23 protein-coding genes and 4 tRNA genes are annotated in these 25,448 nt (G+C 77.4%); 12 read left to right on the top strand and 15 right to left on the bottom strand.

The genetic code is table 11. The annotated features are described in order from the left end of the window. Positions 1 to 2: 2 nt before the first annotated feature. A complete protein-coding gene (gene hemQ / locus Q0789_RS06315; protein ID WP_363325954.1) occupies positions 3 to 665 on the top strand; it encodes a hydrogen peroxide-dependent heme synthase in 663 nt (220 codons plus the stop codon). Between the two features lie 103 nt (positions 666 to 768). On the opposite strand, the gene Q0789_RS06310 is transcribed toward hemQ, so the two are convergent. Next, positions 769 to 1,191 (bottom strand): GNAT family N-acetyltransferase, encoded by a 423-nt coding sequence (locus Q0789_RS06310; protein WP_363325955.1) that lies wholly within the window; start codon positions 1,189 to 1,191, stop codon positions 769 to 771. A 113-nt stretch (positions 1,192 to 1,304) separates the two neighbouring features. Next, the gene (gene msrB / locus Q0789_RS06305) at positions 1,305 to 1,781 is read right to left on the bottom strand and encodes a peptide-methionine (R)-S-oxide reductase MsrB (RefSeq protein ID WP_298803236.1); all 477 of its coding nucleotides are present in this window, start codon (positions 1,779 to 1,781) and stop codon (positions 1,305 to 1,307) included. A 146-nt stretch (positions 1,782 to 1,927) separates the two neighbouring features. On the opposite strand from msrB, the gene Q0789_RS06300 reads away from it, so the two are divergent. After that, a complete protein-coding gene (locus Q0789_RS06300; protein ID WP_298803234.1) occupies positions 1,928 to 2,200 on the top strand; it encodes a hypothetical protein in 273 nt (90 codons plus the stop codon). A 28-nt stretch (positions 2,201 to 2,228) separates the two neighbouring features. On the opposite strand, the gene Q0789_RS06295 is transcribed toward Q0789_RS06300, so the two are convergent. Genes Q0789_RS06295 through Q0789_RS06285 form a run of 3 tightly spaced genes read right to left on the bottom strand, consistent with a single transcriptional unit; the run spans position 2,229 to position 4,163 of the window. Further along, positions 2,229 to 2,507, bottom strand: a complete 279-nt coding sequence (locus Q0789_RS06295; RefSeq protein ID WP_298803232.1) for a hypothetical protein — start codon at positions 2,505 to 2,507, stop codon at positions 2,229 to 2,231. A gap of 16 nt (positions 2,508 to 2,523) precedes the next feature. Continuing rightward, on the bottom strand, positions 2,524 to 3,060 hold the full coding sequence (locus tag Q0789_RS06290) for a hypothetical protein (protein WP_298803230.1): 537 nt from the start codon (positions 3,058 to 3,060) through the stop codon (positions 2,524 to 2,526). Positions 3,061 to 3,095: 35 nt separating this feature from the next. Beyond that, the gene (locus Q0789_RS06285) at positions 3,096 to 4,163 is read right to left on the bottom strand and encodes an ATP-dependent DNA ligase (RefSeq protein WP_366917665.1); all 1,068 of its coding nucleotides are present in this window, start codon (positions 4,161 to 4,163) and stop codon (positions 3,096 to 3,098) included. 330 nt (positions 4,164 to 4,493) lie between these two features. Between Q0789_RS06285 and Q0789_RS06280 the strand changes: the two genes are divergently transcribed. Both Q0789_RS06280 and Q0789_RS06275 read left to right on the top strand, forming a co-directional pair. Then, entirely contained in the window at positions 4,494 to 4,889 is a 396-nt protein-coding gene (locus Q0789_RS06280; RefSeq protein ID WP_298803225.1) for a hypothetical protein, read from the top strand. Between the two features lie 80 nt (positions 4,890 to 4,969). Beyond that, positions 4,970 to 6,286, top strand: coding sequence for an alpha/beta fold hydrolase (locus tag Q0789_RS06275; protein WP_298803223.1), 1,317 nt, complete (start codon positions 4,970 to 4,972; stop codon positions 6,284 to 6,286). Between the two features lie 243 nt (positions 6,287 to 6,529). On the opposite strand, the gene Q0789_RS06270 is transcribed toward Q0789_RS06275, so the two are convergent. The 3 genes from Q0789_RS06270 to Q0789_RS06260 are packed head-to-tail and all read right to left on the bottom strand — an operon-like array spanning position 6,530 to position 8,776. Further along, a complete protein-coding gene (locus tag Q0789_RS06270; RefSeq protein WP_298803220.1) occupies positions 6,530 to 7,354 on the bottom strand; it encodes a dihydrofolate reductase family protein in 825 nt (274 codons plus the stop codon). 31 nt (positions 7,355 to 7,385) lie between these two features. Continuing rightward, positions 7,386 to 7,838, bottom strand: a complete 453-nt coding sequence (locus tag Q0789_RS06265; RefSeq protein WP_366917664.1) for a SufE family protein — start codon at positions 7,836 to 7,838, stop codon at positions 7,386 to 7,388. 29 nt (positions 7,839 to 7,867) lie between these two features. Continuing rightward, on the bottom strand, positions 7,868 to 8,776 hold the full coding sequence (locus tag Q0789_RS06260; protein WP_298803216.1) for a sulfurtransferase: 909 nt from the start codon (positions 8,774 to 8,776) through the stop codon (positions 7,868 to 7,870). A 278-nt stretch (positions 8,777 to 9,054) separates the two neighbouring features. Between Q0789_RS06260 and zapE the strand changes: the two genes are divergently transcribed. Continuing rightward, complete coding sequence (gene zapE / locus Q0789_RS06255) at positions 9,055 to 10,086, top strand: cell division protein ZapE (protein WP_363325957.1); 1,032 nt, start codon at positions 9,055 to 9,057, stop codon at positions 10,084 to 10,086. A gap of 124 nt (positions 10,087 to 10,210) precedes the next feature. After that, a complete protein-coding gene (locus Q0789_RS06250; protein WP_298803212.1) occupies positions 10,211 to 11,635 on the top strand; it encodes a hypothetical protein in 1,425 nt (474 codons plus the stop codon). Positions 11,636 to 11,730: 95 nt separating this feature from the next. On the opposite strand, the gene treZ is transcribed toward Q0789_RS06250, so the two are convergent. The 3 genes from treZ to glgX form a co-directional block, all read right to left on the bottom strand. Next, positions 11,731 to 13,530, bottom strand: a complete 1,800-nt coding sequence (gene treZ, locus Q0789_RS06245) for a malto-oligosyltrehalose trehalohydrolase (protein WP_298803210.1) — start codon at positions 13,528 to 13,530, stop codon at positions 11,731 to 11,733. A gap of 141 nt (positions 13,531 to 13,671) precedes the next feature. Further along, positions 13,672 to 16,131, bottom strand: a complete 2,460-nt coding sequence (treY, locus tag Q0789_RS06240) for a malto-oligosyltrehalose synthase (protein ID WP_366917663.1) — start codon at positions 16,129 to 16,131, stop codon at positions 13,672 to 13,674. 125 nt (positions 16,132 to 16,256) lie between these two features. Next, the gene (gene glgX / locus Q0789_RS06235) at positions 16,257 to 18,572 is read right to left on the bottom strand and encodes a glycogen debranching protein GlgX (protein ID WP_298803206.1); all 2,316 of its coding nucleotides are present in this window, start codon (positions 18,570 to 18,572) and stop codon (positions 16,257 to 16,259) included. Positions 18,573 to 18,819: 247 nt separating this feature from the next. Between glgX and Q0789_RS06230 the strand changes: the two genes are divergently transcribed. Further along, the gene (locus Q0789_RS06230) at positions 18,820 to 19,779 is read left to right on the top strand and encodes a YihY/virulence factor BrkB family protein (protein ID WP_298803204.1); all 960 of its coding nucleotides are present in this window, start codon (positions 18,820 to 18,822) and stop codon (positions 19,777 to 19,779) included. Positions 19,780 to 19,909: 130 nt separating this feature from the next. Here the strand turns inward: Q0789_RS06230 and Q0789_RS06225 are convergent. The 3 genes from Q0789_RS06225 to Q0789_RS06215 all read right to left on the bottom strand — a co-directional run bounded on the left by Q0789_RS06225 (position 19,910) and on the right by Q0789_RS06215 (position 20,200). Further along, a tRNA-Val gene (locus tag Q0789_RS06225) sits at positions 19,910 to 19,984 on the bottom strand. Positions 19,985 to 20,029: 45 nt separating this feature from the next. Then, a tRNA-Cys gene (locus Q0789_RS06220) sits at positions 20,030 to 20,100 on the bottom strand. Positions 20,101 to 20,127: 27 nt separating this feature from the next. Then, positions 20,128 to 20,200: transfer RNA gene (locus Q0789_RS06215), tRNA-Gly, on the bottom strand. Between the two features lie 59 nt (positions 20,201 to 20,259). On the opposite strand from Q0789_RS06215, the gene Q0789_RS06210 reads away from it, so the two are divergent. Together Q0789_RS06210 and Q0789_RS06205 are read left to right on the top strand one after the other, a co-directional pair. Beyond that, positions 20,260 to 21,447 carry a chorismate-binding protein gene (locus tag Q0789_RS06210; RefSeq protein WP_298803202.1) on the top strand — a complete coding sequence of 396 codons (1,188 nt, stop codon included), beginning with the start codon at positions 20,260 to 20,262 and terminating at the stop codon, positions 21,445 to 21,447. A gap of 8 nt (positions 21,448 to 21,455) precedes the next feature. Beyond that, the gene (locus Q0789_RS06205) at positions 21,456 to 22,499 is read left to right on the top strand and encodes an aminotransferase class IV (RefSeq protein ID WP_298803200.1); all 1,044 of its coding nucleotides are present in this window, start codon (positions 21,456 to 21,458) and stop codon (positions 22,497 to 22,499) included. A gap of 162 nt (positions 22,500 to 22,661) precedes the next feature. Here the strand turns inward: Q0789_RS06205 and Q0789_RS06200 are convergent, their stop codons facing one another. Next, the gene (locus Q0789_RS06200; RefSeq protein WP_298803198.1) at positions 22,662 to 23,108 is read right to left on the bottom strand and encodes an SsgA family sporulation/cell division regulator; all 447 of its coding nucleotides are present in this window, start codon (positions 23,106 to 23,108) and stop codon (positions 22,662 to 22,664) included. A 224-nt stretch (positions 23,109 to 23,332) separates the two neighbouring features. On the opposite strand from Q0789_RS06200, the gene Q0789_RS06195 reads away from it, so the two are divergent. From Q0789_RS06195 to Q0789_RS06185, 3 genes are all read left to right on the top strand, one after another. Beyond that, the gene (locus Q0789_RS06195; protein ID WP_298803197.1) at positions 23,333 to 24,067 is read left to right on the top strand and encodes a PGPGW domain-containing protein; all 735 of its coding nucleotides are present in this window, start codon (positions 23,333 to 23,335) and stop codon (positions 24,065 to 24,067) included. A gap of 72 nt (positions 24,068 to 24,139) precedes the next feature. Continuing rightward, positions 24,140 to 24,214 (top strand) — tRNA-Val (locus Q0789_RS06190). Between the two features lie 78 nt (positions 24,215 to 24,292). Beyond that, positions 24,293 to 25,240: an MOSC N-terminal beta barrel domain-containing protein gene (locus tag Q0789_RS06185; protein ID WP_298803195.1), complete on the top strand. Its 948-nt coding sequence runs from the start codon at positions 24,293 to 24,295 to the stop codon at positions 25,238 to 25,240. Positions 25,241 to 25,448 lie beyond the last annotated feature (208 nt).

Below are 25,448 nucleotides of genomic sequence, written 5' to 3'. Positions count from 1 at the left end.
AGATCAACGCGACGATCCGCTACACGATGTGGTCGGTGTTCCGGGCCGCAGGGCGGATGCCCGAGGACGAGCGCCCCGCGGCGGCGCGCGAGCTCGAGGAGCTCCTGGCGGCCGACGAGGACGTCGTCGTCCGCGGCCTCTACGACGTCAGCGGCCTGCGCGCCGACGCCGACGTCATGGTCTGGTGGCACGCGTCGTCGGTCGAGGCGCTGCAGGGCGCCTACCACCGGCTGCGCCGCTCGGCGGTGGGCCGCGTGCTCGAGCCCGTGTGGTCCTCGACCGGGCTGCACCGGCCGGCGGAGTTCAACAAGGGGCACGTGCCGGCCTTCATGGCGGGGGAGGAGGCGCGCGGCTACCTCTGCGTGTACCCCTTCGTGCGCTCCTACGACTGGTACCTGCTCGAGGACGCCGACCGGAAGAAGATGCTGCGCGACCACGGCATGGCCGCCATGCCGTACCCGGACGTGCGGGCCAACACCGTGAGCGCCTTCGCGCTGGGCGACTACGAGTGGCTGCTGGCCTTCGAGGCCGACGAGCTGCACCGCATCGTCGACCTCATGCGCGAGCTGCGGGCCACCGAGGCGCGGCGCCACGTCCGCGAGGAGCTGCCCTTCTACACGGGGCCGCGGGTGAGCCCGGCCGAGGTGGTCGAGCGCCTGCCCTGACGCCCGCGCCGGCACCCCGGACGCCCGAGAGCCCCGCCCTCGACGAGGGGCGGGGCTCTCGGGGCGTCTCGCGGACCCCGGCGGACCCGGCAGCGGGCGGCCGTCAGCCCGCGGTGCCGGGACGCCGCATGGGCACGTGGGGGATGCCGTCCTCGAGGAACTCCGCGCCGACGACCTCGAAGCCGTGGCGGGCGTACCAGCCGGCCAGGTGCGCCTGGGCGTCGAGGACGAGGTCCTCGTGGCCGTGCCGGCCCACGACGTCGGCGAGGAGCACCGACGCGAGGCCCCGCCCGCGGGCGGACGGGGCGGTGACGACGCGCCCCACCCGCCGTGGCCCGCCGCCCGGGTCCTCGAGCACGCGCAGGGCCGCCGCCACGGGCACCCTCTCGCCCGCGCGCACGCGCCCGTCGCCGGTGTGCCACAGGTGCTCGGTGCCCGGCTCGAGGTCGCGGCCGTCGAGCTCGGGGTAGGGGCACTCCTGCTCGACGACGAAGACGTCGACCCGCAGCCGCACGAGGGCGTGCAGCGTGGCGGCGTCGAGGTCGTCGGGTCGGGCGCGCCGGACCTCGCCGACGGCTCCCGCGACCGCGTCCCCGTCGGACCGGCCGGCGACCGGCTCGGGCCGGGCCACCGGGCCGCTCAGGACCGCTCGGGCTGCAGGCGCAGCGACACCGAGTTGATGCAGTAGCGCTGGTCGGTCGGGGTGCCGTAGCCCTCGCCCTCGAAGACGTGGCCCAGGTGGCCGTCGCACGCGGCGCAGCGGACCTCGGTGCGGACCATGCCGAGGGAGCGGTCGCTGATGTAGCGCACGCGGTCCTCGGCCAGCGGGGCGTAGAAGGACGGCCAGCCGCAGTGGGAGTCGAACTTCGTCTCGGAGCGGAAGAGCTCCGTGCCGCAGGCGCGGCAGCTGTACACGCCCACGGTCTTCTCGTCGGTGTACTCACCGGTGTAGGGGCGCTCGGTGCCGCCGAGGCGCAGCACCGAGTACTCCTCGGGCGACAGGCGCTCGCGCCACTCGGCGTCGCTGCGGCGCACGGGCTCCGGCGCGCCCGCCGGCTCGGGCACAGTGCCGGCGGACGGAGTGCCGGCGGACGGGTTCGGGGAGGTGGAGGTCATGCCCGTCCCAACACGGGCGCCCGGCACCGCCTTCCCTCCCTCGTCCCACCGCACCCCCGCGCGCCGCCCCCGCGCCGTCCTCCCGCTCCCTCCTCCCGCGAGGGCCCCACCGGGAGCGGCGCCACAGGGCGCGCCAGGATGGGGCCGTGCAGACGGACGAGGTGCGTGAGCAGCCCGGTGGCGGGACCGAGCAGGACGACCCGGGGGACGAGGTGCTCGTGCCGACGGAGGCGAGCCCCGGCACCCCCGCGCACGAGCCCGCGGCGACCACGGCGGCGGGCGACGCCGAGCCCGAGGACGCCTGGCGCCAGGGCATCCACCTCGCCAGCGGCAGCGCGGACGACGCCGACGGCAGCGGCCAGGCGCGCTCGGGCTACTGGGACGACCAGGACGACCCCGAGGGGCCCGACGAGACCTGAGCCGACGCGGCGTCCTCGGGCGGGGCGGTCAGCCCGCGGCGTGCTGGTCGGGGTCGGGCTCGAGGTGCTCGGCCTCCTCGGGGATCTGCCGGGGGCCGATGACGACGAGGCGCCCGGCGGACAGCTCGGCGGAGGCGTCGCGCAGCCACGAGGGCGGCTGGTCCGGCAGGCCCTCCGCGGCGATGGCCGCGACGAGCTGCTCGCGGATCTCGGCGGGCGGCGTGCCCTGCAGCCGCCGCAGCTCGCCGAGGACGTGCTGCAGGCGGGTCTGCATGTGGTCCAGGCCCTGGGGGTCGCTCTCGGTCATGGGGGCGACCGTAGCCTCAGCCCAGCCGCGCCGTCCCGCCGTAGACGTGCAGCACCGGCACGCCGAGGGCGTCGCGGGCGCGCGAGGCCCAGTCGCGGTGGAAGGTGTCCTCGACGGCGTGGGGGCGCGTGACCACGACGACCTCGCGCACGCCGCCCGCGCCGACGGCCGCCTCGAGCGCGGGCAGCGGGTCGTCCTGGACGACCTCGCCCTCGGCGGCGCACCCGGCGCCGCGCAGCGCCGCCAGCGACTGCTCGAGGGCGCTCGTCGCCTCGGCGCGGGCCTCCCGCTCGTCGGGCTGCCCCTCGCGGAAGGCGTCGAGGGCGGCGCGCATCTCGAAGAGGCTGAGGTGGTCGACGACGTCGGCGAGCAGGTTGCGCTCGGTGTCCGCCGGGACGAGGACGCGGTAGGCGGCCCGGACGCCCTCGACCTCGTGCAGCGCCGCGACGCGCTCCGCGTCGCCGTCGTCGAGGGCCTCCTCGGTGAGGAGCAGGACGACCTCCGAGGCGGCGGCCGTGGGGGCGGTCTCGGGGGGCAGGCTCTCCTCGGGCACGGGCGCAGGCTAGTCGAGGCCCCGCGCCGGGGCCGTCAGCCCCCGGAGAGCACGGCCGCCAGGTCGTAGGCCGCCGGCACCTCGATCTGGTCGGTGGTGCACGAGAGGGGCTCCCGGTCCGGGCGCCACCGCAGGAAGCGCACGACGTGCCGGAAGCGGCCGTTCTCGAGCTGGTCGTAGCCGACCTCGCAGACGAGCTCGGGGCGCACGACGACGAAGGACCCGTCCCGGCTGGCGGAGAAGCGGTTGCGCTCGCCGGCGCCGCGGACCGGCTCGCCGTCCTCGTCGCGCTCCACGTGCGGCGCCAGCTCGTCCACCAGCTCCCGGCGCCGGGCCGCCGTGAACGCGGAGGCGCCGCCGACCTGGTGGAAGTCCTCGCCGTCCGGCGGGCGCAGGCCGAGCAGGAGCGAGCCCACGCCCTCCCCGCTCTTGTGGACCCGGTAGCCGACGACGACGACGTCGGCCGTCCGGGCGTGCTTGACCTTCGCCATCACGCGGCGGCCGGGCTCGTAGCGCGCGGCGCGCGGCTTGGCGACGACGCCGTCGAGGCCCGCGCCCTCGAAGTCGGCGAGCCAGCGCCGCGCCAGGTCGGGGTCGTCGGTGCGCTGGGTCACGTGCAGGGGACCCCGCACCCCGGCCCACGCCGCCTCCAGGCGGCGGCGCCGCTCCTCGGCCGGGCGGCCGGTGAGGTCCTCGTCGCCCTCGGCGAGCAGGTCGAAGGCCACGAAGGAGGCGGGCGTCTCCTCCGCGAGGGTCCGCACGCGCGACGCGGCGGGGTGGATGCGCTGGGACAGGGCCTCCCAGTCCAGGCGCTCGGCGCCCGCCTCGCCGCGGCGGACGACGACCTCGCCGTCGACGACGCACCGCGCGCCGCCGAGCTGGGCGACGAGCTCGGCCACGACCTCGGGGAAGTAGCGGGTGAGCGGCTTGCCGCCGCGGCTGCCCAGCTCGACCGCCGGGCCGCCCTCGGCCGCGCCGTCGTAGAAGACGACGCAGCGGAAGCCGTCCCACTTCGGCTCGTACCAGAGGCCCCCCTCGACGGACGCCGGCTCCGGCACGGCGCCGACCGCCCGCGCGAGCATCGGGTCCACGGGCGGCAGCACGGGGAGGGTGAGGCGCGCGCCGCCGGACCCGGCGTCGTGCCCGGCGTCGGCGGCGGGGCGGGAGGAGGTGGGCACGGGCCGATCCTGCACCCCGAAGCCGGTGCTGACCCCGAGCCCGGAGCCGCGGCGTCCACCGGCGCTCCCGGCCCCGTCTGCGGCGGGCGGCGGGCCACCGCGCCCCCGGCCGCCCCCGCCTGTGCCAGCCCTGCCGCCCGTGCCGCGCGGGGCGCGGGCGCCGGGCAGGATGGCGGCATGGCTGGACGTCGAGGACGCGGCGGCCCGGGGGACCGGCTCCTCCGGCACGGGCGGGACCACGGACGGGACCGGGGGGTGGACGGGCGGCGGCGCCGGGCGGGCGCCGACGCGGCCGCCCGGTGGATGTCCGCCTCCTTCACCGCGACCGGGCTGCTCCACCTCGTGCGCCCGGCCGTGTTCGACGCGGCCGTGCCCCGCGCGCTGGGCGCGCCCCGCCCCTGGACCCTGCTGTCGGGGGCCGCCGAGCTCGTCTGCGCCGCGGCCCTCGCCGCGCCCGCCACCCGCCGGGCCGGGGGCGCGCTCTCGGCAGCGCTGCTGCTGGCGGTCTGGCCGGCCAACGTCTCCATGGCGCAGCGCGCGCTGCGCTCGCCCCGCGCCTCGCGGACGCGGCGGGTGGTCACGGTGGTCCGGGTGCCGCTGCAGGTGCCGATGGTGGTGAGCGCCCTCGCGGTCGCCCGGTGTCCCCGATGAGCGGAGGGGCCCCGATGAGCGGAGGACGCCCGACGAGCGGGGGGCGGTCGACCGGTGGTCGTCGGCTCCCGGGTCGGGGCGTGCCGTGGGGGGCGCCGGTCGCCGCGGCCGGGTGCGGGCTCGGCGCCGTGCGCCGGTGCCTGCCGGTGGGTCCCGTCGCCCGGCGCCGGGCGCGCACCGCGGCGCGGGTGGCGGCCTGGAGCGGGGCCGGCGCCGTCGCGGCGACGTCGCTGGCGGCCGCCGCCGTCTCCGGGCTCGCCGCCTTCTTCGTCCGGCAGGTGGTCAGGCCCGTGCACGAGCGGCCGGACGACGTCCGGGTCCTCGCGGTGGACCTCGAGGGCGCCGGGCCGGACGGGCCCGTCGTCACGGTGACGGCCGACGCGCAGACCCGCGCCCCCGGCCGCTACGTCCTCCTCCTCGACGGCGGGCGCCGCGCGGCGCAGGTCGGCCGGGTGGTGCGCGAGGAGCGGGGCGCCGTCGTGCGCGAGCTGCTCGCGCCGCCCGAGGGCGGTCTCGCCCCCGGCTCCGCGCGCTGGAGCGGGACCGTCCACGTCGGCGACCCGACGTCGGCGCTCTGCCTCGCGCACGAGGACGTTCGGGTCGCGACGCCGCTCGGCGGCCTCCCGGCGTGGTTCGTGCCCGCCGCCCGCGGGCGCCGCGACGTACCCGAGGGCGGAGCCGGGTCGACGGGACGGGAGGGCGGGGCGGTCTGGGCCGTGCTCGTCCACGGGCGCGGCGCCACGCGCGAGGAGTGCCTGCGCGCGGTGCCGCTGCTGCACCGCCTGGGGCTGCCGTGCCTCGTGCCGGCCTACCGCAACGACGCCGACGCCCCGCCCGAGTCCGCGGGCCACTACGGCCTGGGGGACACCGAGTGGCTGGACGTCGAGGCGGCCGTGCTCCACGCCCTCGACCACGGCGCGCGGGAGGTCGTCCTCGTCGGCTGGTCGATGGGCGGGGCGATCGTCCTGCAGCTGGCCACACGGTCGTGGACCGCCGACCGGGTCCGCGCCGTGGTCCTCGACTCGCCGGTCGTCGACTGGCGCGACGTGCTCGAGCACGCGGCGCGCCGGAACCGGCTGCCCTGGGCCGCCGGTCGCCTCGGCATCGCCATGCTGGCCCGCCCGGAGGCGCGGGCGCTGCTCGGCGTCAGCGCGCCCATCGACGTCGCCCGCCTCGACTGGGTGGTCCGCGCCGACGAGCTGCGGCTGCCCGTCCTGCTGCTCCACGCCGCCGACGACGACGTCGTCCCCATCGGGCCCTCGCGGCGGCTCGCGGCCGCCCGGCCCGACCTCGTCGTCTTCCGGGACTTCCCGGGGGCGCAGCACACCAAGGAGTGGAACACCGACCCGGAGCGCTGGGAGCGCGAGGTCGCGCGCTTCCTGCTCGAGCACCTCTGACGCCGGACCGGGCGGGCGTGCGGAGCCGGCCCGGCGTGCCGGCTGCGCACGCACCTGCACCCCGCGGTGCCGAGGGAGGTCGGCAGGGGGACGCGTCGAGGGCCTGCCGGACGTCCGCGGACCTCGCGGGCCTCGTGACGGCGTGCCGGCCCTCGAAGTCCGCGGTGCCGACGACCCGACGGCGTGCCGGCCCTCGGGGTCCGCGGTCGCGGCGTGCCGCCCCCACGTCCCCGGCCGACGCGTCTACGCGCTGCCGGGGCGCCGCACGACCCACCGGCCGAGCAGGGTGCCGCCGCCGTCGTCGGCCAGCAGCAGCGACGCCAGGTCGAGGTGCGCGGTGAGCGCGGGGCCGACGAGGGCGCGCGGGCCGTCCCCGGCGACGAGCAGCGGCGACGTCGTGAGGCACAGCTCGTCGAGCAGGCCGGCGGCCGCGACGTCCCGCAGCAGCGCGGGGCCGCCCTCGCAGAGCACGCGCCGCAGGCCGCGCTCCGCCAGCGCGGCGACCGCGGCCGCGAGGTCGACGTCGTCGTCCCCGGCGACGACGACGCCGCCGTCGCCCAGCGCCGCGCGCAGCCGGCCCAGCACGTCCTCTCCCGCGCTCTCGCAGGTCACGGCCAGCACCGCCCCGCCGTCGTCGCGCCGGGCGAGCGCCGCGTCGGGCAGCCGCCCGGAGCGGGTGACGACGGCGAGCGCCGGGGCCGGCGCCTGCCCGAGGGCGGACCGTCGGGCGGCCAGGGACGCCCGCACCCGCAGCGGTCCGTAGCCCTCCGAGCGGGCCGTCCCCGCCCCGACGAGCACCACGTCGGCGAGCGAGCGCAGCAGGACCAGGACCCGCAGGTCGGCGGGCCCGGAGATCGAGCGGCTCGAGCCGTCGTCGCCGGCGGCGGCGCCGTCGAGGGTGGTGACGAGGTTCGCGCGGACCCGGGCGTCGCGGGCCGGCTCCGGGAGGTCGTGGGCGTAGAGCGCCGCGAGCTCGTCCTCGGCGTCCGGGGACGCCGCACCCCCCGCCGCCGGCGCCACCTCGCGGGGGGCGCCGAGCGACGGGGGGTGCAGGAGCCGCAGGGTCATGCCTGGCGACCGGTGGTCGACGCGCCCGGCCTCAGGCGGCCGTCGACTCGCGGACCTGGCGCTGGATCCGCGCGAGCATCCCGGTCATGCCGCGCAGGCGCAGCGGGCTGACGGCGCGGTCCAGGCCCAGGCGCGAGCAGACGTCGCCCGGGACGTCGAGCACCTGCGCGGCGGGCAGCCCGTCGAGGCCCTCGGCGAGGATGCCGGCGAAGCCGCGCGTCGTCGGCGCCTCCGCGGGGGCCGAGAAGAACAGGTGCACGGTGCGGTCGGCGTCGTCGTCCACCTCGGTGAGCAGGAAGATCGGCGACTGGCACTCCGGCACCGGCTCGAGGAGCTCGGGGTGGTCGGCGTACCGCGGGGGCAGCGCCGGCAGGCCCCGGCTGAAGTCGAGGAGCAGCTGCAGGCGCTCGGGCTCGCTGACGGCGTGGAAGTCCTCGACGATCTCGGCCAGCGCCGGGGGCAGGCCCTCGGCGGGACCGCCCATGCCCGCCGCGTCGCCGGCGGTCGCGGCGGTCACGAGCGCCGCGCCGGGGCGTCGCCGGGCTCGGAGCCCGTGGCGATGGGCACGCGCACGGCGTTGCCCCACTCGGTCCACGAGCCGTCGTAGTTGCGCACCCTGTCGAAGCCGAGCAGGTGGGTGAGCACGAACCACGTGTGCGAGGAGCGCTCGCCGATGCGGCAGTAGGCGATGACGTCGTCGCCCGGCTGCAGGCCCTTCTCGCCCGTGTAGATGGCCTCGAGCTCGGCCCGGCCCTTGAAGCGGCCGTCCTCGGCCGCCGCGCGCGCCCAGGGCACCGACTGGGCGGTGGGGATGTGGCCGCCGCGCAGGGCGCCCTCCTCGGGGTAGGCGGGCATGTGCGTGCGCTCGCCGGTGTACTCCTCGGGCGAGCGGACGTCGACGAGCGGGCCGGTGCCGAGGTGGGCGAGGACGTCGGGCGCGAAGGCGCGGACCTCCTCGTCGCGGCGCTCGACGACGGGGTAGTCGGTGGCGGCCGGCGACGGCGCGTCCGTCGTCATGGGGCGGTCCTCGGCCAGCCAGGCGGCGCGGCCGCCGTCGAGGAGCCGGACGTCCTCGTGGCCGAAGAGGGTGAAGACCCACAGCGCGTAGGCCGCCCACCAGTTCGACTTGTCGCCGTAGACGACGACGGTGGAGTCGCGGCTGATGCCCTTGGCCGACATGAGCCGGGCGAAGGCCTCGCCGTCGACGTAGTCCCGGGTCACCGGGTCGTTGAGGTCGGTGTGCCAGTCGACCTTGACGGCGCCGGCGATGTGGCCGGTCTCGTAGAGCAGCACGTCCTCGTCGGACTCCACGACGACGAGGCCCTCGTCGCCGAGGTGGTCGGCCAGCCACGCGGTCGTGACGAGGCGCTCGGGGTGGGCGTACTCGGCCAGGGCCGGGCTCGGGTCGGTGGGGACGGGCACGGGGCTCTCCTCGGGATCGCACGAGTCGGTCGCTGTCGTGGTCGTCGCGGGCCCGCGCGCGAGGCTCTCGCCGCCGCGGGTGGTCGCGGGCCGCGTCCTGCTCACCGGGCAACACCTCGGGAGCGGCCGGATCTTCCCGCACCGGGGCAGCGGCCGCAGCCGCGCCCATGCTGCGGACGCCGGCGACCCGCCTAGGGTCGTGGCCCGTGACGACGACGAGCGGGGACCCGGCGGGCGAAGACCCGGCGAGCCAGGGGCGGGGCGGGCGCGAGGCGGGGGTGGGCTCCCTCGTGGGCCGCGAGCCGCAGCTGGGGCGCGACCGGCTCGTCGCCGAGCTCGTGCCCTCGCCGCGCTTCGCGGACGTCTCCTTCGCCTCCTACGAGCCCTCGCCCGACGAGCCCTCGCAGGCGGCGGCCGTCACCGAGCTGGAGGCCCACGCGGAGCGCGTCCGGGACGCCCAGGCGTCGCGCGGCCAGAAGGAGGGCGGCCTGCGGCGGCTGCTGCGCGGACGCCCGACCACCCCGCAGGGCGCGCCCGGCGTCTACCTCGACGGGGGCTTCGGCGTCGGCAAGACGCACCTGCTCGCGGCGACCTGGCACGCCGTGCCCGGGCCGAAGGCCTTCGGCACCTTCGTCGAGTACACCAACCTCGTCGGCGCGCTCGGCTTCGCCGAGGCCGTCCGGGCGCTCTCGCCCATGACCCTCGTCGCCATCGACGAGTTCGAGCTCGACGACCCGGGGGACACCGTCCTCATGGCCCGCCTGCTCCGCGAGCTCGTCGACGCCGGCGTGCGGCTGGCGGCGACCTCGAACACCCTCCCGGGCTCGCTGGGGGAGGGGCGCTTCGCCGCCGACGACTTCCTCCGCGAGATCCAGGCCGTCGGCAGCAACTTCGACGTCGTGCGGATCGAGGGCGAGGACTACCGCCACCGCGGCCTGCCCGACCCGCCCGCGCCGGTGCCCGACGACGAGCTCGAGGCCCGCGCCCGCGCGATCGGCGGCGGCGCCGTGCTCGACGACGTCGACGCGCTGACGGAGCACCTCGCCCGCGTGCACCCGAGCCGCTACGGCGCGCTGCTCGACGGCGTCACGCACGTCTTCTGGCGGGGCCTGCGCCCGCTCGCGGACCAGAACGTGGCGCTGCGCACCGTCGTGCTCGCCGACCGGATGTACGACCGCTCGATCCCGCTGGCCGTGTCGGGCGCGAGCCTCGCGGACCTCTTCACCCCCGAGATGCTCGCGGGCGGCTACCGGAAGAAGTACTCCCGCGCCCTCTCGCGCCTCACGTCGCTCGCCCGCGACGGGGCCTGAACCCCGCGCCGCGCTCGCGCACGGAGCCCAGGAGCCCGAGGACAGGCGTCCTTGACCCTCCCGCCGCGGCGGGTGAGAGTGCCGCTGCGGGCGACGAGGGCGTCGCCCCCGAGGAGGAGACGACGTGGACGAGCACCGCACCCCGACCCACGACCCGCGGCGCGCCCCGAGCCGGCGGGCGGTCCTCGCCGGCGCCACCGGCGCCGCAGCCCTGGCGCTGGCGGTCGCCCCGGCCACCGGGGCCGCAGCGGCACCGCCCTCGGTGGCGACGCCGTCGCTGCGCCGCGCCGGCGCGCGCGCCCTGGACTTCCTCCAGGTCATGACCGACGCCTACCCGGCCGCGAACGGCGACGGGCCGGTGCTGGCGCAGAGCTACTCCGACCAGAACGGGCTCTTCAGCACGGCCTTCGTCTACGACGAGGCCCTCAGCATCTGCGCGGCGCTCGCCACGGGCACCGCGCGGGGCGAGGCCCTCGCGCGCCGTCTCGGCGACGGCCTGCTGTTCGCCCAGGGGAACGACCCCGCGTACGACGACGGCCGGCTGCGCCAGGCCTACAACGTCGGCCCGTACGTCTTCTACGACGGCGTCCCGCAGCCGTACGGCCTCCGGCTGCCGGACGGCACCGCGAACATCGGCTTCCAGTTCGGCTTCCTCGGCACCGCCGTCGGCGACATGGCCTGGCCCGGCATGGCGCTCGTCCAGCTGCACGAGCGCACGGGGGAGCAGCGCTACCTCGACGGGGCGCTCGCCGTCGCCCGCTGGATCACGACGAAGGCCCGCAACGACGGCGCCCTCGGCGGCTTCTCCTTCGGCGTGACCGCCGGGGACGAGCGGATCCCCAACGTCTCGACCGAGCACAACGTCGACTGCGTGGGCTTCTTCCGCCAGCTCGCCGCGGCCACGCGCGACCGCTCCTGGCTCGAGGAGGCCGATCGGGCCCGCGCCTTCCTCGGGCGCGTCTGGGAGCCCGACGGCGGGTACTTCTACACGGGGAGCAACGACGGGACGACGGTCAACCGTGACCCCCTGCCGCTGGACCCGCAGGCGTGGAGCTGGCTGGCCCTGCGCGAGGGGCGCTACGCCCGGGCCCTCGACTGGGCCGGGCAGGCGCTCGCCGTGACCGACGACGCCGCGCAGCCGCTGAGCCAGCTGCCCGACGGCGTCCGCGTCTCCGGGGTGACCTTCAGCTCGGCGTCACTCACCTCGACCGCGGTCTACAACGGGCTGACGGTGAACCCGCAGGGGGTGTGGCTCGAGGGCACCGGCCAGCTGGCCACGGCCTACGCCGACCGCGGCCGCGGGCAGGCGGACGCCCGGCGCGCCCGCGGCCTGCTCGGGCAGATCACGGTGGCCCAGGACCGCGTGGGGCAGGACCAGACGGTGGGCGGCGCGCCGCTGCCGGCGGACTCCGGCGTCGTCGCGGCGACGAGCGTGCTCGACACCGGCTTCGGCTTCGCCTACTTCCAGTCGCAGCACATCGGTGCCACGGCGTGGTTCCTCATGGGCGTCGAGGGCGCCAACCCCTTCGTGCGCGGGGGCCTGCGCTGAGGCCCTGACCGGGGCCCTCCCCGGTGCCCCGACCGACGCCGGGCACCGGGGACGTCCGGTGGCCCGGGGACCCGGGCCACCGGACGCGGCCCACGTCAGCGGAGCCGGGCCACCGCGACCGCGTGGGCGGGCAGGCGCACGACCTCGCCCTCCAGGGCGACCTCGCCGTCCTCGGCGTAGGACGCGACGAGCTCGGCGCCGCTCTCGCCCTCGACGCCGGCGCCCCGCTCGAGCGGCACCTCCCGCGCCCGGTCGGAGAGGTTGACCGCGACGCGGAAGGCCCCGCGGACGAGCACGAGCCAGCCGGCGTCCTCGTCGCCGACGACGTCGAGGCTCGGCGAGCGGCCGAGGACGTCGTCGCGCAGGTCCCCCTCGGCGGCGCGCAGCTCGAGCAGGCGACGGTGCCACGCGAGCAGCGCCGCGCCGCGCCCCGACGTCGGCTCGTCCCAGTCGAGCACCGAGGCGTCGCGGGTGGCCGGGTCCTGCGGGTCGGGCACGTCCTCGGCGTCCCACCCGTGGGAGGAGAACTCCGAGCGCCGCCCCGTCCGCACGGCCTCGGCGAGCTCGGGGTCGGGGAAGTCGGTGAAGAACTGCCACGGCGTGCGCGCGCCCCACTCCTCGCCCATGAAGAGCATGGGGGAGAAGGGGCCGAGGAGGACGAGGGCGGCGCTGCCGGCGAGGACCCCGCCGGGCAGGGTCGCCGAGGGGCGGTCGCCGGTGGCCCGGTTGCCCACCTGGTCGTGGTTGGACGTGTAGGCGACGAAGGAGCCGCCGCGGTGGCGGGTCGGGTCCACCGGCCGTCCCCAGACCTGCTCGCGGAAGGGCGAGTACGTGCCGGCGTGCCAGAAGGCCCCCGTCATGACGGCGCGGACGGACTCCAGCGAGCCGAAGTCGACGTAGTAGCCCTGCCGCTCGCCGGTGACGAGGGCGTGCACGGCGTGGTGGACGTCGTCGGCCCACTGCGCCTGCATGCCGTAGCCGCCCTCGACGGCGGGCTCGACCATGCGCGGGTCGTTGAGGTCGGACTCCGCCACGAGCGTCAGCGGCCGCCCGACCTCGTCGGACAGGTCGGCCGCCCGCAGCGACAGCTCGGCCAGCACGTGGACGGGCGAGTCGTCGACGAGCGCGTGGACGGCGTCGAGCCGCAGGGCGTCGACGTGGAAGTCGCGCAGCCAGCGCAGCGCCCCCTCGACGACGAAGGCGCGCACCTCCCGGGCGCCCGGCGCGTCGAGGTTCACCGCCGTGCCCCAGGGCGTCTCGTGCTCGTCGGTGAAGTAGGGGCCGAACTCGGGCAGGTAGTTCCCCGCCGGGCCCAGGTGGTTGTAGACGACGTCGAGGCAGACCCCGAGCCCGCGGGCGTGGCAGGCGTCGACGAAGCGCTGCAGCGCCTCCGGCCCGCCGTAGGGGTGGTGCACGGCCCACAGGTCGACCCCGTCGTAGCCCCAGCCCCAGCGGCCCGGGAAGGCGGCGACGGGCAGCAGCTCGACGACCTGGACGCCGAGGTCGACGAGGTGGTCGAGCCGCCCGACGGCCGCCTCCAGCGTGCCCTCGGGCGTGAAGGTCCCGACGTGGAGCTCGTAGAAGACGGCGCCGCGGCCGTCCACGCCCGCCCACGCCCCGTCGGACCAGGCGAAGCGCGCGGCGTCGAAGACCCGGCTGGGGCCGTCGGGGCCCTCGGGCTGCCAGGCGCTGCGCGGGTCGGGGCGCGCGGGGCCGCCGTCGAGGCGGAAGGCGTAGTCGGTGCCGTGGCCGGCGTCCTCGACGGTCGCGGACCACCACCCGCCCCCGGAGGCGTCCATCGTGACGAGGCGGCCCCCCTCGGCCGGGGCGCCGGAGGCGCCGACGGCGACCTCGACGCCGGCGGCGTCGGGGGCCCAGACGGTGAAGACGTGCACGGGGTTCCTCCTGCGGCAGCGCTGGTGGCGGTGGTGCTGGTGGCGGTGGTGCTCGTGGCGGTGGTGCTGGTGGCGGTGGTGCCCGTGGCGGTGGGGCCCGTCCGCGGGGGACGCGCCCCGGTCGGGGGTGCGGGGCGGCGCTCAGGCCTCGACGAGGAGGGCGACGGGCAGGTCGGCGAGGACGTCCGCCAGCCGGGCGGCGCCCGGGGCGTGCTCCCGCCCGGTGAGCACGTCGCGCCAGGCGCCCGCGGGCGTCCCCGGCAGCGTGAGCGAGTGCTCGCCCCACCCGCCGTAGCGGGCGAGGGCGTCCGGCAGCCGCGTGGCGACGGTGACGGCGCGCGGGGCGCCGTCCTGCGTCCGCGCGAAGGCCACGGCCGAGCCGCTCGACGTCGGCAGCGGCGCGTAGCCCGTCCCCGCCCCCGTGAAGGCGGCCGCGAGGTCGCGGCGCACGCGCAGCGCCCGCGAGGTGACGAGGAGCTTCTCCTCGTCGAGGTCGCGGGGGCGCGCCCCGCCGTCGAGGCGCTCGAGCAGCGCGCTGCGCCGCGCGTAGTCCACCGGCCGGCGGTTGTCGGGGTCGACGAGCGAGCGCTCACCGACCTCGGTGCCCTGGTAGACGTCGGGCACGCCCGGCATCGTCAGCTGCACGAGCTTCTGCCCGAGCACCGCCGAGCGGGCCGCCGGTGCGGTGGCGGCGACGAAGGCGCCCACCCGGGCGAGCACGTCCTCGTCGCCGAGGACGCCGGTGGCGAAGTCGGCGACGGCCTGCTCGTACTCCTCGTCGGGAGCCGTCCACGTCGTGCGGCGCTTCGCCTCCTTGACGGCCTTCTCGAGGTAGGCCAGCAGGCGCTCGGCGGAGATCGGCCCGCCGGGGCCGTCCGCGCCGGCCGGCTCCCACGTGGCGACGAGCGTCTGCCAGACGAGCATCTCGGTGGGCCCGTCGAGGAGGGCCGAGCGGTGCTCGGCCGCGGCCTGCCGCCACAGCGCGAGGGCCTCCGCCCAGGCCGCGGGCACGCCCGAGACGACCGACAGCTGCACGCGGGCGTCCTCCGCCCGCTTCGTGTCGTGCGTGGACAGCGTCGTCATCGTCGTCGGCCAGTGCTCGACGATCCCCGCGCAGAAGGCGTGGAACTCCTCGGGCGAGACGCCGAAGCGCTCCGGCGCGCCGCCCACCTCGTTGAGGCTGGAGAGCCGGAACCAGCGGTAGAAGGCCGTGTCCTCCACGCCCTTGGCCATGACCGGCCCGCACGTCTGCTGGAAGCGGACGACGAGCTCGGCCCGCTCCGCCTCCGCCGTGCGACCGGCCGAGCCGGCCTCGCGGCCCAGCAGCAGGTCGCGGACCACCTCGAGGGTCTCGTGGCGCTCGGGCGCGAGGTGCGCCCGGGCGACCTCGACCGCCTCGTCCAGGACGTGCGCGGCCTCGGCGGGCGCCGCCTCGCCGGGCACGACGTAGGCCCGGTACCGGGGGAAGGCCACGAGCAGCTCGGTGACGACCTCGGTGAGCCCGCGGCGGGTGTGGTCGCGCAGGAGGACGTCGGCGTGGCAGATGCCGCTGAGGAGGTCCACGAGGCGGTGCACCTCGGTGTAGAGGTTCTCGGCGACGACCTCCCGCTTGGCCTGCTCGACGACAGGCCCGAAGTCCGCCGGGTCGCCGGTCACCTGCGTGAAGAGCGCCGTCAGCGGCGCCTCGCCCGCCGGGTCCACGAAGAGCCCGCCGACGCGCAGCAGCGCGTCGTAGCCCGTCGTCCCCGCGCACGGCCAGTCGTCGGGGAGCTGCTCGGAGCCCTCGAGGATCTTCTCCACGACGACCCACGCCCCGCCGGTGCGGTCCGCGAGGCGGCGCAGGTACTCCCGCGGGTCGGCGAGGCCGTCGGGGTGGTCGATGCGCAGGCCGTCGAGCTCGCCCGTGCGGAGCATCTCCAGCAGCAGCGCGTGCGTGGCGTCGAAGACGCCCTCGTCCTCGACCCGGACGGCGGCGAGGGTGTCGACGTCGAAGAAGCGCCGGTAGTTGAGCTCCTCGTCGGCCACCCGCCAGTGCGCCAGGCGGTACCACTGCGCCTCGACGAGGCGGTCCATCGGCAGCGCCTCGGTGCCCGGGCGCACGGGGAACACGTGGTCGTAGTAGCGCAGGAGCGGCTCGTCGCCGCTCGTGTCGAGCTCGAGCTCCCCGGCGGCCAGCACCTGGCCGATGCGCGAGCCCAGCACGGGCATGAGCAGCGCGTGGTCCTCGGTCGACCAGTCGACGTCGAACCAGCTCACGTAGGGGGAGTAGGGCCCGTCGCGCAGCACCGACCACAGGACGGCGTTCGCGCTCGCCGGCGTGGGCACGGCGACGTGGTTGGGCACGACGTCGGCGACGGCCGACAGCCCGTGCTCGCGCAGCGCCGCGACCATGCGGTCGAAGGCCTCCCGGCCGCCGGCCTCCTGCGACAGGCGCGAGTGGTCGACGACGTCGTAGCCGTGCGTCGAGCCCGGGGCCGCCTGCAGCACGGGGGAGAGGTAGGCGTGCGTGACGCCGAGGCGCGCGAGGTACCCGGCGACGCCCGCGGCGTCGTCGTAGGTGAACTCCGGCTGCACCTGCAGCCGGTAGGTCGACGTCGGCACCGTCCGGCCCGGGCCGGGGCGGTGCTGGCGCGCGGCCGTCGCGGCGTCCCGGTCCTCCCGCTCCCGCGGGGCGGCAGGGGAGGGGGCGGCCGAGGTCGAGGGGGTGGGGGCGGCGTCGGGCGCGCTCACCTCGCGTCCCCCTTGCGGCGGCGGGGCGTCCGGCTCCTGGACGGGGCGGAGGGCGGTGCGGACGCCGGGGCCGCGGCGGGGGCGGCCGGCGTGGCGGGCGTGTCACCGGCGCCGGGGCTGCGGGCGGCGCGGGTGCGGCGGGCGGTGGCGCCGTCGTCGACGGCCGCCGTCGCGGACGCCGCGCGCAGCGGCTCCGGCTCGGCGTGGGCCGGGTCGCAGACGAGGACGACCATGCTCCGGGCGCCGAGGTGCAGCGAGCCGCCCGCCTGGACGACCTGCCCCTCGAGCAGCGAGGCGGTGTCCACGAGCACCTGCCACGCCGGCCCGTAGGCGGTGTCCGGCATGACGAACTCCAGCCCCTCGTAGTGGCTGTTGTAGAGGACGAGGAACTTGTCGTCCTCCACCTTCTCGCCGCGGGGGCCGGGCTCGTTGATCTCGTGCCCGTTGAGCCAGACGGTGACGGCGCGCGCGAAGTGGCTGTGCCAGTCGCCGTCCTTCATCACCTCGCCGGCGGGCGTCATCCACACGATGTCCGAGAGGTCGGACTGCCCGCCCTTGGAGGCCTCGCCCTTGAAGAAGCGGCGGCGACGGAAGATCGGGTGCTCGCGGCGCAGGCGCACGGCGCGGCGGGTGAAATCGAGGAGCTCGGCCTGCTGCTCGTCGAGGCGCCAGTCGATCCAGCTCGTCTCGTTGTCCTGGCAGTAGCCGTTGTTGTTGCCGCCCTGGGTGCGGCCGAGCTCGTCGCCGTGCAGGAGCATCGGCACGCCCTGGCTCAGCAGCAGGGTGAGGAGGAAGTTGCGCTGCTGGCGGGCGCGCAGGACGAGCACCTCGGGGTCGTCGGTCGGGCCCTCGACGCCGCAGTTCCAGGACCGGTTGTGGCTCTCGCCGTCGGCGCCGCCCTCGCCGTTGGCCGCGTTGTGCTTGTCGTTGTACGACACCAGGTCCCGCATGGTGAAGCCGTCGTGCGCGGTGACGAAGTTGATCGAGGCGACGGGCCGGCGCCGCGAGCTCTCGTAGAGGTCGCTGGAGCCGGAGATGCGGCTGGCGAACTCCGCCAGCGTCGACTCCTCGCCGCGCCAGAAGTCGCGGACCGTGTCGCGGTACATGCCGTTCCACTCGGTCCACAGCGGCGGGAAGCCGCCCACCTGGTAGCCGCCGTCGCCGACGTCCCACGGCTCGGCGATGAGCTTGACCTGGCTGACCACCGGGTCCTGCTGGATGAGGTCGAAGAACGCCGAGAGCCGGTCCACCTCGTGGAACTGGCGCGCGAGGGTCGAGGCGAGGTCGAAGCGGAAGCCGTCGACGTGCATCTCGGTCACCCAGTAGCGCAGCGAGTCCATGATGAGCTGCAGGACGTGCGGGTGGCGCATGAGCAGGCTGTTGCCGGTGCCCGTGGTGTCGAAGTAGTGCTGCTCGTCCCCGTCGACGAGGCGGTAGTACGCGGCGTTGTCGATGCCCCGGAAGGAGAGGGTGGGGCCCATCTCGTTGCCCTCGGCGGTGTGGTTGTAGACGACGTCGAGGATGACCTCGATGTCGGCCTGGTGCAGCGCCAGCACCATCGCCTTGAACTCCGACACCTGGTCCCCGCGCGTGCCGGCCGAGGAGTACTCGCCGTGGGGGGCGAAGAAGCCGATCGTGTTGTAGCCCCAGTAGTTGCGCAGACCCCGGTCGACGAGGTGGGAGTCCTGCACGAACTGGTGGACGGGCATGAGCTCGACGGCGGTGACGCCCAGGTCGGTGAGGTGCTTGACCATCGCCGGGTGGCCTACCGCGGCGTAGGTGCCGCGCAGCTCCTCGGGGATGTCCGGGTGCGTCATGGTCAGGCCCTTGACGTGGGCCTCGTAGATGACGCTCTCGTGGTACTCGTGCCCCGGGCGGCGGTCGGCGCTCCAGTCGAAGAACGGGTTGATGACGACCGACAGCGCCGTGTGGCCGAGGCTGTCGTCGTCGTTGAAGGAGTCCTTGTCGCCGAAGCGGTAGGAGAACAGGGACTCGTCCCCGTCGTCCTGGCCGTCGATGGCCTTGGCGTACGGGTCGAGCAGCAGCTTGGCCGGGTTGCACCGGTGCCCCTGCGCCGGGTCGAACGGTCCGTGCACGCGGTACCCGTAGCGCTGCCCCGGGCGGACGTTCGGCAGGAAGGCGTGCCAGACGAAGCCGTCCACCTCCGTCAGCGGCACCCGCGTCTCGCCGCCCTCGTCGTCGACGAGGCACAGCTCGACGCGCTCCGCGACCTCGCTGAAGAGCGCGAAGTTCGTGCCCGTGCCGTCGTAGGTCGCCCCCAGGGGGTAGGGGCTGCCGGGGTAGGTCTGCATGTGCGGGTCGTCCCTCGGGTCTGGGGGGCGGTCGGTCGGCGCTCGTCGCGCCGGGCGCCGTGCGGTGCCGGTCGGTGCGGCACCCCATCCCACCGCATCGCACGTGGTGCTGCTCACCGGTCCGCCCTCCGGCGGCCGCCGGGGGGACCGGCGGGGTCCGCTGCCGGGCGCGCCCCGGGCCCGTCCCAACGGGTCCTCCACGGGTCGCTCCTGCGCCGGGCCCGGCGCGGCGCCCTACCCTCGCGGCGTGGCCGGGGTGGGGGAGGACCTGCGCCGCCGGGGCCGTCAGGTCGGCGGTCGTCTGCGGGAGGTCCCCGTGCTGGGCACGGCCGCGGCGGTCGTCGTCGAGGCCGTGCGGCTCGGGCTGCGCCAGCGGGTCACGGGCCTGGCCGCGGAGGCCGCCTTCTTCGCCCTGCTCTCGCTGCCGCCGCTCGTCCTGGGGCTCACGGGCACGGCCGCGCTCGTCGGCTCCCGCCTCGGGACCGACACGACGGGGCAGCTCGAGCGGGTGCTGAGCACCCAGCTCGCGCCCTTCCTCACCGAGGACGTCGTGGGCGGGACGATCGTCCCGACCATCACCGCGGCGCTGGACGGCCCCCGCTTCGACCTCATCTCGATCGGCTTCCTGCTCTCGCTCTGGTCGGGCTCGCGCGCCCTGGCCGTGCTCCTCGACACCGTCGCGATCATGTACGGCATGGGGGGTGGGCGCGGCCCCGTGCGGGCCCGCGCCCTCTCGCTCCTGCTCTACGTGCTGGGTCTGGGGGCGGGGGCCGTCGCGCTGCCCCTGCTGCTGCTCGGCCCCACGGTCATCGCCCGGCTCCTGCCGGACCCGCTCGACGGGCTGCTGTCGCTCTACTGGCCCGTGGTGCTCCTGACGGGCTCGCTGCTCCTCGCGCTGCTCTACCACGCCGCGACGCCGGTCCGGCTGGCCTGGCGGCGGGCGCTGCCGGGCGCGGCGGTGGCGCTCGGGCTGTGGGTCGTCACCTCGTGGGGGCTGCGGGCGCTGCTCGAGCTCACGGTCGGCACCGGTCGCGGCGTCGCCATCTACGGCCCGCTCTCGGCGCCCATCGTCCTGCTGCTCTGGTTCTACCTGCTGGCGCTCGGCGTGCTCCTCGGGGCGGGCGTCAACGCCGCCGTGGAGCACGTGAGGCCCCAGCGCGACGAGGACGGCATGACGGTCGACGAGAGGGCGGCCGAGGGCACCTGAGCGCCGGCGGGCCCGCGAGGTCGACCGGCGGGCGACCGGGACCGAGGGCCGGTCGCCGATGGCTCAGGACCGAGGCCCGGGACCGCGGACGCACGAGAGCCCCGGTCCGTCGGACCGGGGCTCTCGCGGGTGGTGGGCGATACTGGGATCGAACCAGTGACCTCTTCCGTGTCAGGGAAGCGCGCTACCGCTGCGCCAATCGCCCGGGGTGCGTCGTCCGCGGATCAGACGTCTCCTCCGCGGGGCACCGAGGTGGAGACGGGATTCGAACCCGCGTTCACGGCTTTGCAGGCCGTTGCCTCGCCTCTCGGCCACTCCACCGTGAGGCGTGCCGAGGCACTGCCTCCGAGCGGACGACGGGATTCGAACCCGCGACCCTCACCTTGGCAAGGTGATGCTCTACCAGCTGAGCCACGTCCGCACGCTGCCTCCGCCAGCCCCGGGGGGCCGCCGTCGGCGTGCGTGCTGGACTCTAGACGAGTGGTGAACGACTCGTCCAACTCGGCCCCGCCGGGCCCCGTCGCGGCCCCCGGGCGCCGCGCCGACGGGCGGGCGCCCGAGCCGGCGCCCGAGCGCTCCGGTGGCGCGGCGGGCGCCCCCTCGGCCCGGCCGGCGCCGCCCGCCGCCTGGTGGGGCGGGCTGCTCGCGACGGACGTCGAGGAGGTCGTCGACCTGGCGGAGGACCCGGGCGCCCTCGAGCGCGACGGGTGGTGGTTCGTCGTCCTCGACTTCGAGGCGCCGGTGGGGGAGCCGAGCGCCGTCAGCGCCGACGCGCGCGGCCGGGCCCGCGCGTGGCGCTTCGGCCGGGTGCGGCCCGCGGCGCCCCCGGACGGCGGGTCGTGGGTCGGCCCGGACGTCGAGGGCTGGACGTCCTCGGCGGACCGCGCCACGTACACGGCGGGCGTCGGCCTCGTCCGCGAGCTGGTCCGGGCCGGCGTCGTCTACCAGGCCAACCTCTGCCGGGTCCTCGAGGCGCCCCTGCCGCCGGGCGCCGACCCCTGGGCCCTGGCCGCCCGGCTGCGGGAGGGCAACGAGGCGCCCTACTCCGGCGTGCTGGACCTCGGGGACGAGGGCTTCGTCGTCCCGGCCTCGCCGGAGCTCTTCCTGCGGCGGCGCGGCGACGTCGTCGAGAGCGGACCCATCAAGGGCACCGCCGCGCCCGGGGGTCCGCTCGGCCCGAAGGACGTCGCCGAGAACGTCATGATCACCGACCTCGTCCGCAACGACCTGCAGCGCGCGTGCCGGCCCGGGACGGTCGAGGTGGTCTCCCTGCTCGCGCGGGAGGCCCACCCCGGGCTGGACCACCTCGTGTCCACCGTGCGCGGCCGGCTGCGACCGGGGACGACGTGGGCCGACCTGCTGCGGGCGACCTTCCCGCCCGCCTCGGTGAGCGGAGCGCCCAAGCGGGCGGCCCTCGACGCGCTCGCCGCGCTCGAGGCGGCGCCGCGGGGGCCCTACTGCGGCGGCGTCGGGTGGGTCGACGCGCGCCGGGGCGCGGCGGAGCTCGCCGTCGGGATCCGGACGTTCGCGGCCTCCGGCGGCGTCCTGCGCTTCGGGACGGGCGCCGGCATCACGTGGGGCTCGGACCCGCAGGGGGAGTGGGAGGAGACCGAGCTCAAGGCGGCGCGCCTCCTGCGACTGGCCTCCCGCGCTCCCGGCGCACCATGATCGTCGCCATGGCGGACGGCGGACCGGCGGAGGGTGACGTGGGCGGCGCAGGGCGAGCGCGCGAGGCGGGCGGCGCCCTCGGGGCGGCGGAGGCGGGCGTCGACGGCATGCGCGTCCCGCCCCCGGACTCCTCGACCGCCACCCCGCCCGACGCCGCGACCGACGCCAGCACGGGTCCGGCCGCCGCGGCGGTCGAGCCGCCGGTCGTCTGGGTCGACGGGCGGCTGCACGCGGGGGGCGGCGCCGTCGTCGACGCCCTGGACCACGGCATGACGACGGGGGACGGCGTCTTCGAGACGTGCAAGGTCGTGGACGGCGTCCCCTTCGCCCTGGGCCTCCACCTGGAGCGGCTGGCCCGCTCCGCCGCGGGGCTGGGCCTGCCCGCGCCGGACCCGGCCCGCGTGCGCGAGGCCGTGGGCGCCGTCCTCGCCGAGCGCCCGCTCGCCCGCGGGCGGCTGCGCGTCACGTGGACGAGCGGGCCCGGGCCGCTGGGGTCCGAGCGGCACGGCGGCTCGACCCTCGTCGTGGCCGCCGCCCCCGCCCCGGCGCGCGCGGCGGCGCCCTCCGTGGTGCTCGTCCCGTGGACGCGCAACGAGGGGGCCGCCACGGCCGGGCTGAAGACGACGTCCTACGCCGAGAACGTCGTGGCCCTGCGGCGGGCGCTCGCCGCGGGCGCCGGCGAGGCGCTCCTCGCCAACACGCGCGGCGAGCTGTGCGAGGGCACGGGCAGCAACGTCGTCGTCCAGCTGCGCGACGACCGCGGCGCGCCGGCGCCCGAGCTCGTGACGCCTCCGCTCTCCTCGGGGTGCCTGGCGGGCGTGACCCGCGCGCTGCTGCTGCGCTGGGCGTCCGAGGAGGGGCTGCCCCTCGTCGAGCGCCCGATCCCCGTGGAGGCGCTCGAGGGCGCGGCCGCCGTGCTGCTCACCTCGTCGCTGCGCGACGTGCAGGTGCAGACGGCGCTCGACGGGCGCCCGCTGGCGACGGGCGGGCTGCCGGCGCGCGCCGCGGAGCTCTTCGCGCGCCGGGCCGCCGAGGACGTCGACCCGACCTGAGCACCGGCGCCGCCCCGGCCTCCGCCCCGAGGACGGGTCCGGACGCACGGGCCTCGACGCCCGGGCCCCCCGGACGCACGAGACCCCGCCGGCGCACCGGCGGGGTCTCGTGCTCTTCAGAGCGGCCGGGCCCCCGCTCGGAGGGGACCCGTCGCCGGGGCCTCAGGCCGTGAGCAGGTGGCCGATCTCGGCGTCGAGGTCCATGCAGCGGGACTCCCCGCCGCGCGGGACGGCGGCCAGGGTGCGGGCCACGAAGGCCCGCAGGTCGCTGGAGGCGGCCTCGAGCAGGGCCCGGCCGTCGGGGGAGCTCAGCGCCACGCACGTCGTGTCGGGGCGGCCGTCGGCGGCGGGCCACACGCGCACGTCGCCGTCGCCGCTGGGCGCCTCGAGGCCGGCGAGCAGGAGCTCGCGGGCGAAGACCCACTGGACGTCGGAGCCGGGCTCGCCGCTCGAGCCGAAGGCGACCGTCACCGCGAACGGGTCGTCGGCGCTGTAGCGCAGGACCACGGGCAGGGCGACGGCGTCGCCGTCGGGCGAGACGAGGCGGAGGTCGACCGGCGACTCGACGTCCGCGGGGCGGCCGGAGCTGCGGGGCGTGACGGGGGACATGCGGGCCTCCTGCGGTGGCTCTGCGGTGCGGGGCGGCCCGAGCGGCCGTCCGGTCTGACGAGCATGTGCCCCGAGGGGGCTCCGGCTAAACCCGTGGCGCGCGCATGCCCCGGACGGAGCAGTGGCGCCACCCGGTCGCTCAAGGCCGTCACCGGCCGTGCCGAGCAGGGCGCCGCCCCCGGACGACGCCCCGCCGGGCCCGCGTCCTCGCCTACCCTCGGGGCATGGCCAGCGGTCCGCGCCACGCCGAGCCGGGCTCGAGCGAGCCCGCCGGCGGCGAGGTCGACGCCGCGCCCGGGGGCCCCGGCGCCGTCCGGCCCCGCAGTCCTGACGGCGCCGACGGCCCCGCGCCCTTCGCGGTGCGCCCCCGCGCCGCCCCGGGGGCGACGGGCCCGCCGGGGGAGACGGGACCGCCGGGCGAGACGGCGCAGGCCGCGCAGCCCCCGATGACCGACGCGGCCGACGAGCCGGGCCCGCCCGAGGAGGCCGCCCCGCCCCCGGCCACCGGCGCGGCCGACGAGCCGGGCGCGCCCGAGGAGGCGGCGCTGGCGCGGTGGCGCTGGCGGTCGCGCCTGCGCCGACGTCCCCGGGTCTACCGCGTCTACCGCGTCGGCGTGGCGGTGGTCGGGGGGCTGCTCTTCGTCGCGTGGGCGCTGCTCAGCTGGCTGCCCGGCCCGGGGGGGATCCCCCTCTTCCTGCTCGCCCTGGCGGTGCTCTCCACCGAGTTCTCCTGGGCCCGCCGCCTCCTGGTGCGCGCCCGCGTCGCCGCGCACCGCTTCGCCGCGTGGTCCGCGGCCCTGCCCCTGGGGGTCCGGCTGCTGGGGTCCGTCGCGGCCGTGGGCTTCGTCGTGGTCGCCGTGGCGCTCGGGCTCGCCGTCGTCCTCGGCGTCCCGGGATGGGTGCCCGAGGGCCTGGCGCTCCACCTCGACCGCCTCCCCGGCGTCGAGCGGACGGGCTGAGCGGCCCGGCGGGTCGAGCCCCACGGGCGCATCGGGTACTGTTGCCGACCGACGCCGCAGCAGCGGGGTCACGGGCGATTGGCTCAGCGGTAGAGCACCTCGTTCACACCGAGGGGGTCACTGGTTCGATCCCAGTATCGCCCACCACCACGACGGCCGGTCCCTGCGGGGGCCGGCCGTCGTCGTCCCGGTGGTGCGGCCCGGTGCGGCCGCGAGGAGGTGCGCGTGGCGGCAGCGACGGGTCCACAGCCCGGCGGCGAGATCGCGGCCGTGGAGGCCACCGACGGCTCTGCCCCCGTCGACGGCGCCCTCAGCGACGGTGCCCCCGACGACGGTGCCCCCGACGACGGTGCCCCCGACGACGGTGCCCCCGACGACGGTGCCCCCGACGACGGTGCCCCGGCCGACCCGCTCGCCGCTGACGCGCTGCCCGACGACGCGCTGCCCGACGACCCTGTGCCCGGTGGCGCGGGCGTCGTCGTCGGCGTCGTCGCGGCGCTGGCGCGGTACCCGCTGCGCTCGGCCCGCGGCGAGGACCTCGAGCGCGCGCACGTGACCGTCGGCGGCCTGGCCGGCGACCGCGCGCACGTGCTCGTCGACGGCGACGGCCGGGCCCTGCGGGGGCGAGACGCTCCCGCGCTGGCCGGCCTGGTGGCCGCGCTGGAGGGCGACCGCCTCGTCGTCCGCGACGCGGACGGCCTCCTCCTCGAGGCGGAGGGCCTGGCCGCCGCCACGGGGGTCCCCGGCGCCGGCACGGCGCGCGCCGACGACCACGGCGCGGCCCCGGGCGGTGCGGCGGTGGCCCCCGTCCACCTCGTCAGCGTCGGCGCGGAGGCGGGCCCCGGCGCCGAGGGGTGCGACCCCGACCCCCGCGCCAACGTCGTGCTCGACCTCGGTCCGGGACCCGACCCGGACGCGGGGCCCGACGCAGGTGCGGGGCCCGACGCAGGTGCGGGGCCCGTGACGTGGACGGGCGAGGGGCAGGGGCGGCCAGGTCCCGGTGCGGAGCGGGGCTGGGTCGGCGCCGTCCTCGCCGTGGGCGGGGCGCGCCTCGTCGTCACCCGCACCCCGAAGCGCTGCCTGGGCGTCTACGCCGACGTCCTCGTCGCGGGGGAGGTCGCCGTCGGTGACGTCGTCCGCCGGCTCGAGGGCGGCGCGCCGACGACCGCCTGAGCCGGGCGGCCGGCCCGGGGACGGACGGGCTCGGGGCTGAGGCGCTCGGGGAGGAGGCGGGGACGGGTCGGGGAGGGGCCTGGCTCGGGGACGACGGGGCCGGCGGCGGCGTCGATAGCATCGCGGCCGTGACGCAGAGCCCCGAGACCACCGCCCCCGACGAGCCGCTCGTCACCGTCCTCGTCGAGACCGGGACCGGCCGCGTGGA

The organism is uncultured Pseudokineococcus sp. (assembly GCF_947499845.1).
GTDB lineage: Bacteria > Actinomycetota > Actinomycetes > Actinomycetales > Quadrisphaeraceae > Pseudokineococcus.
This window is presented reverse-complemented; position numbering and strand designations above follow the sequence as displayed.

Coding starts and splice junctions, on each gene's coding strand:
- msrB (WP_298803236.1), bottom strand. CDS start 1,781: ATGACCTCCACCTCCCCGAACCCGTCCGCCGGCACTCCGTCCGCCGGC.
- Q0789_RS06295 (WP_298803232.1), bottom strand. CDS start 2,507: ATGACCGAGAGCGACCCCCAGGGCCTGGACCACATGCAGACCCGCCTG.
- Q0789_RS06270 (WP_298803220.1), bottom strand. CDS start 7,354: ATGACCCTGCGGCTCCTGCACCCCCCGTCGCTCGGCGCCCCCCGCGAG.
- Q0789_RS06265 (WP_366917664.1), bottom strand. CDS start 7,838: ATGGGCGGTCCCGCCGAGGGCCTGCCCCCGGCGCTGGCCGAGATCGTC.
- glgX (WP_298803206.1), bottom strand. CDS start 18,572: ATGCAGACCTACCCCGGCAGCCCCTACCCCCTGGGGGCGACCTACGAC.
- Q0789_RS06205 (WP_298803200.1), top strand. CDS start 21,456: ATGGCGGACGGCGGACCGGCGGAGGGTGACGTGGGCGGCGCAGGGCGA.
- Q0789_RS06200 (WP_298803198.1), bottom strand. CDS start 23,108: ATGTCCCCCGTCACGCCCCGCAGCTCCGGCCGCCCCGCGGACGTCGAG.
- Q0789_RS06195 (WP_298803197.1), top strand. CDS start 23,333: ATGGCCAGCGGTCCGCGCCACGCCGAGCCGGGCTCGAGCGAGCCCGCC.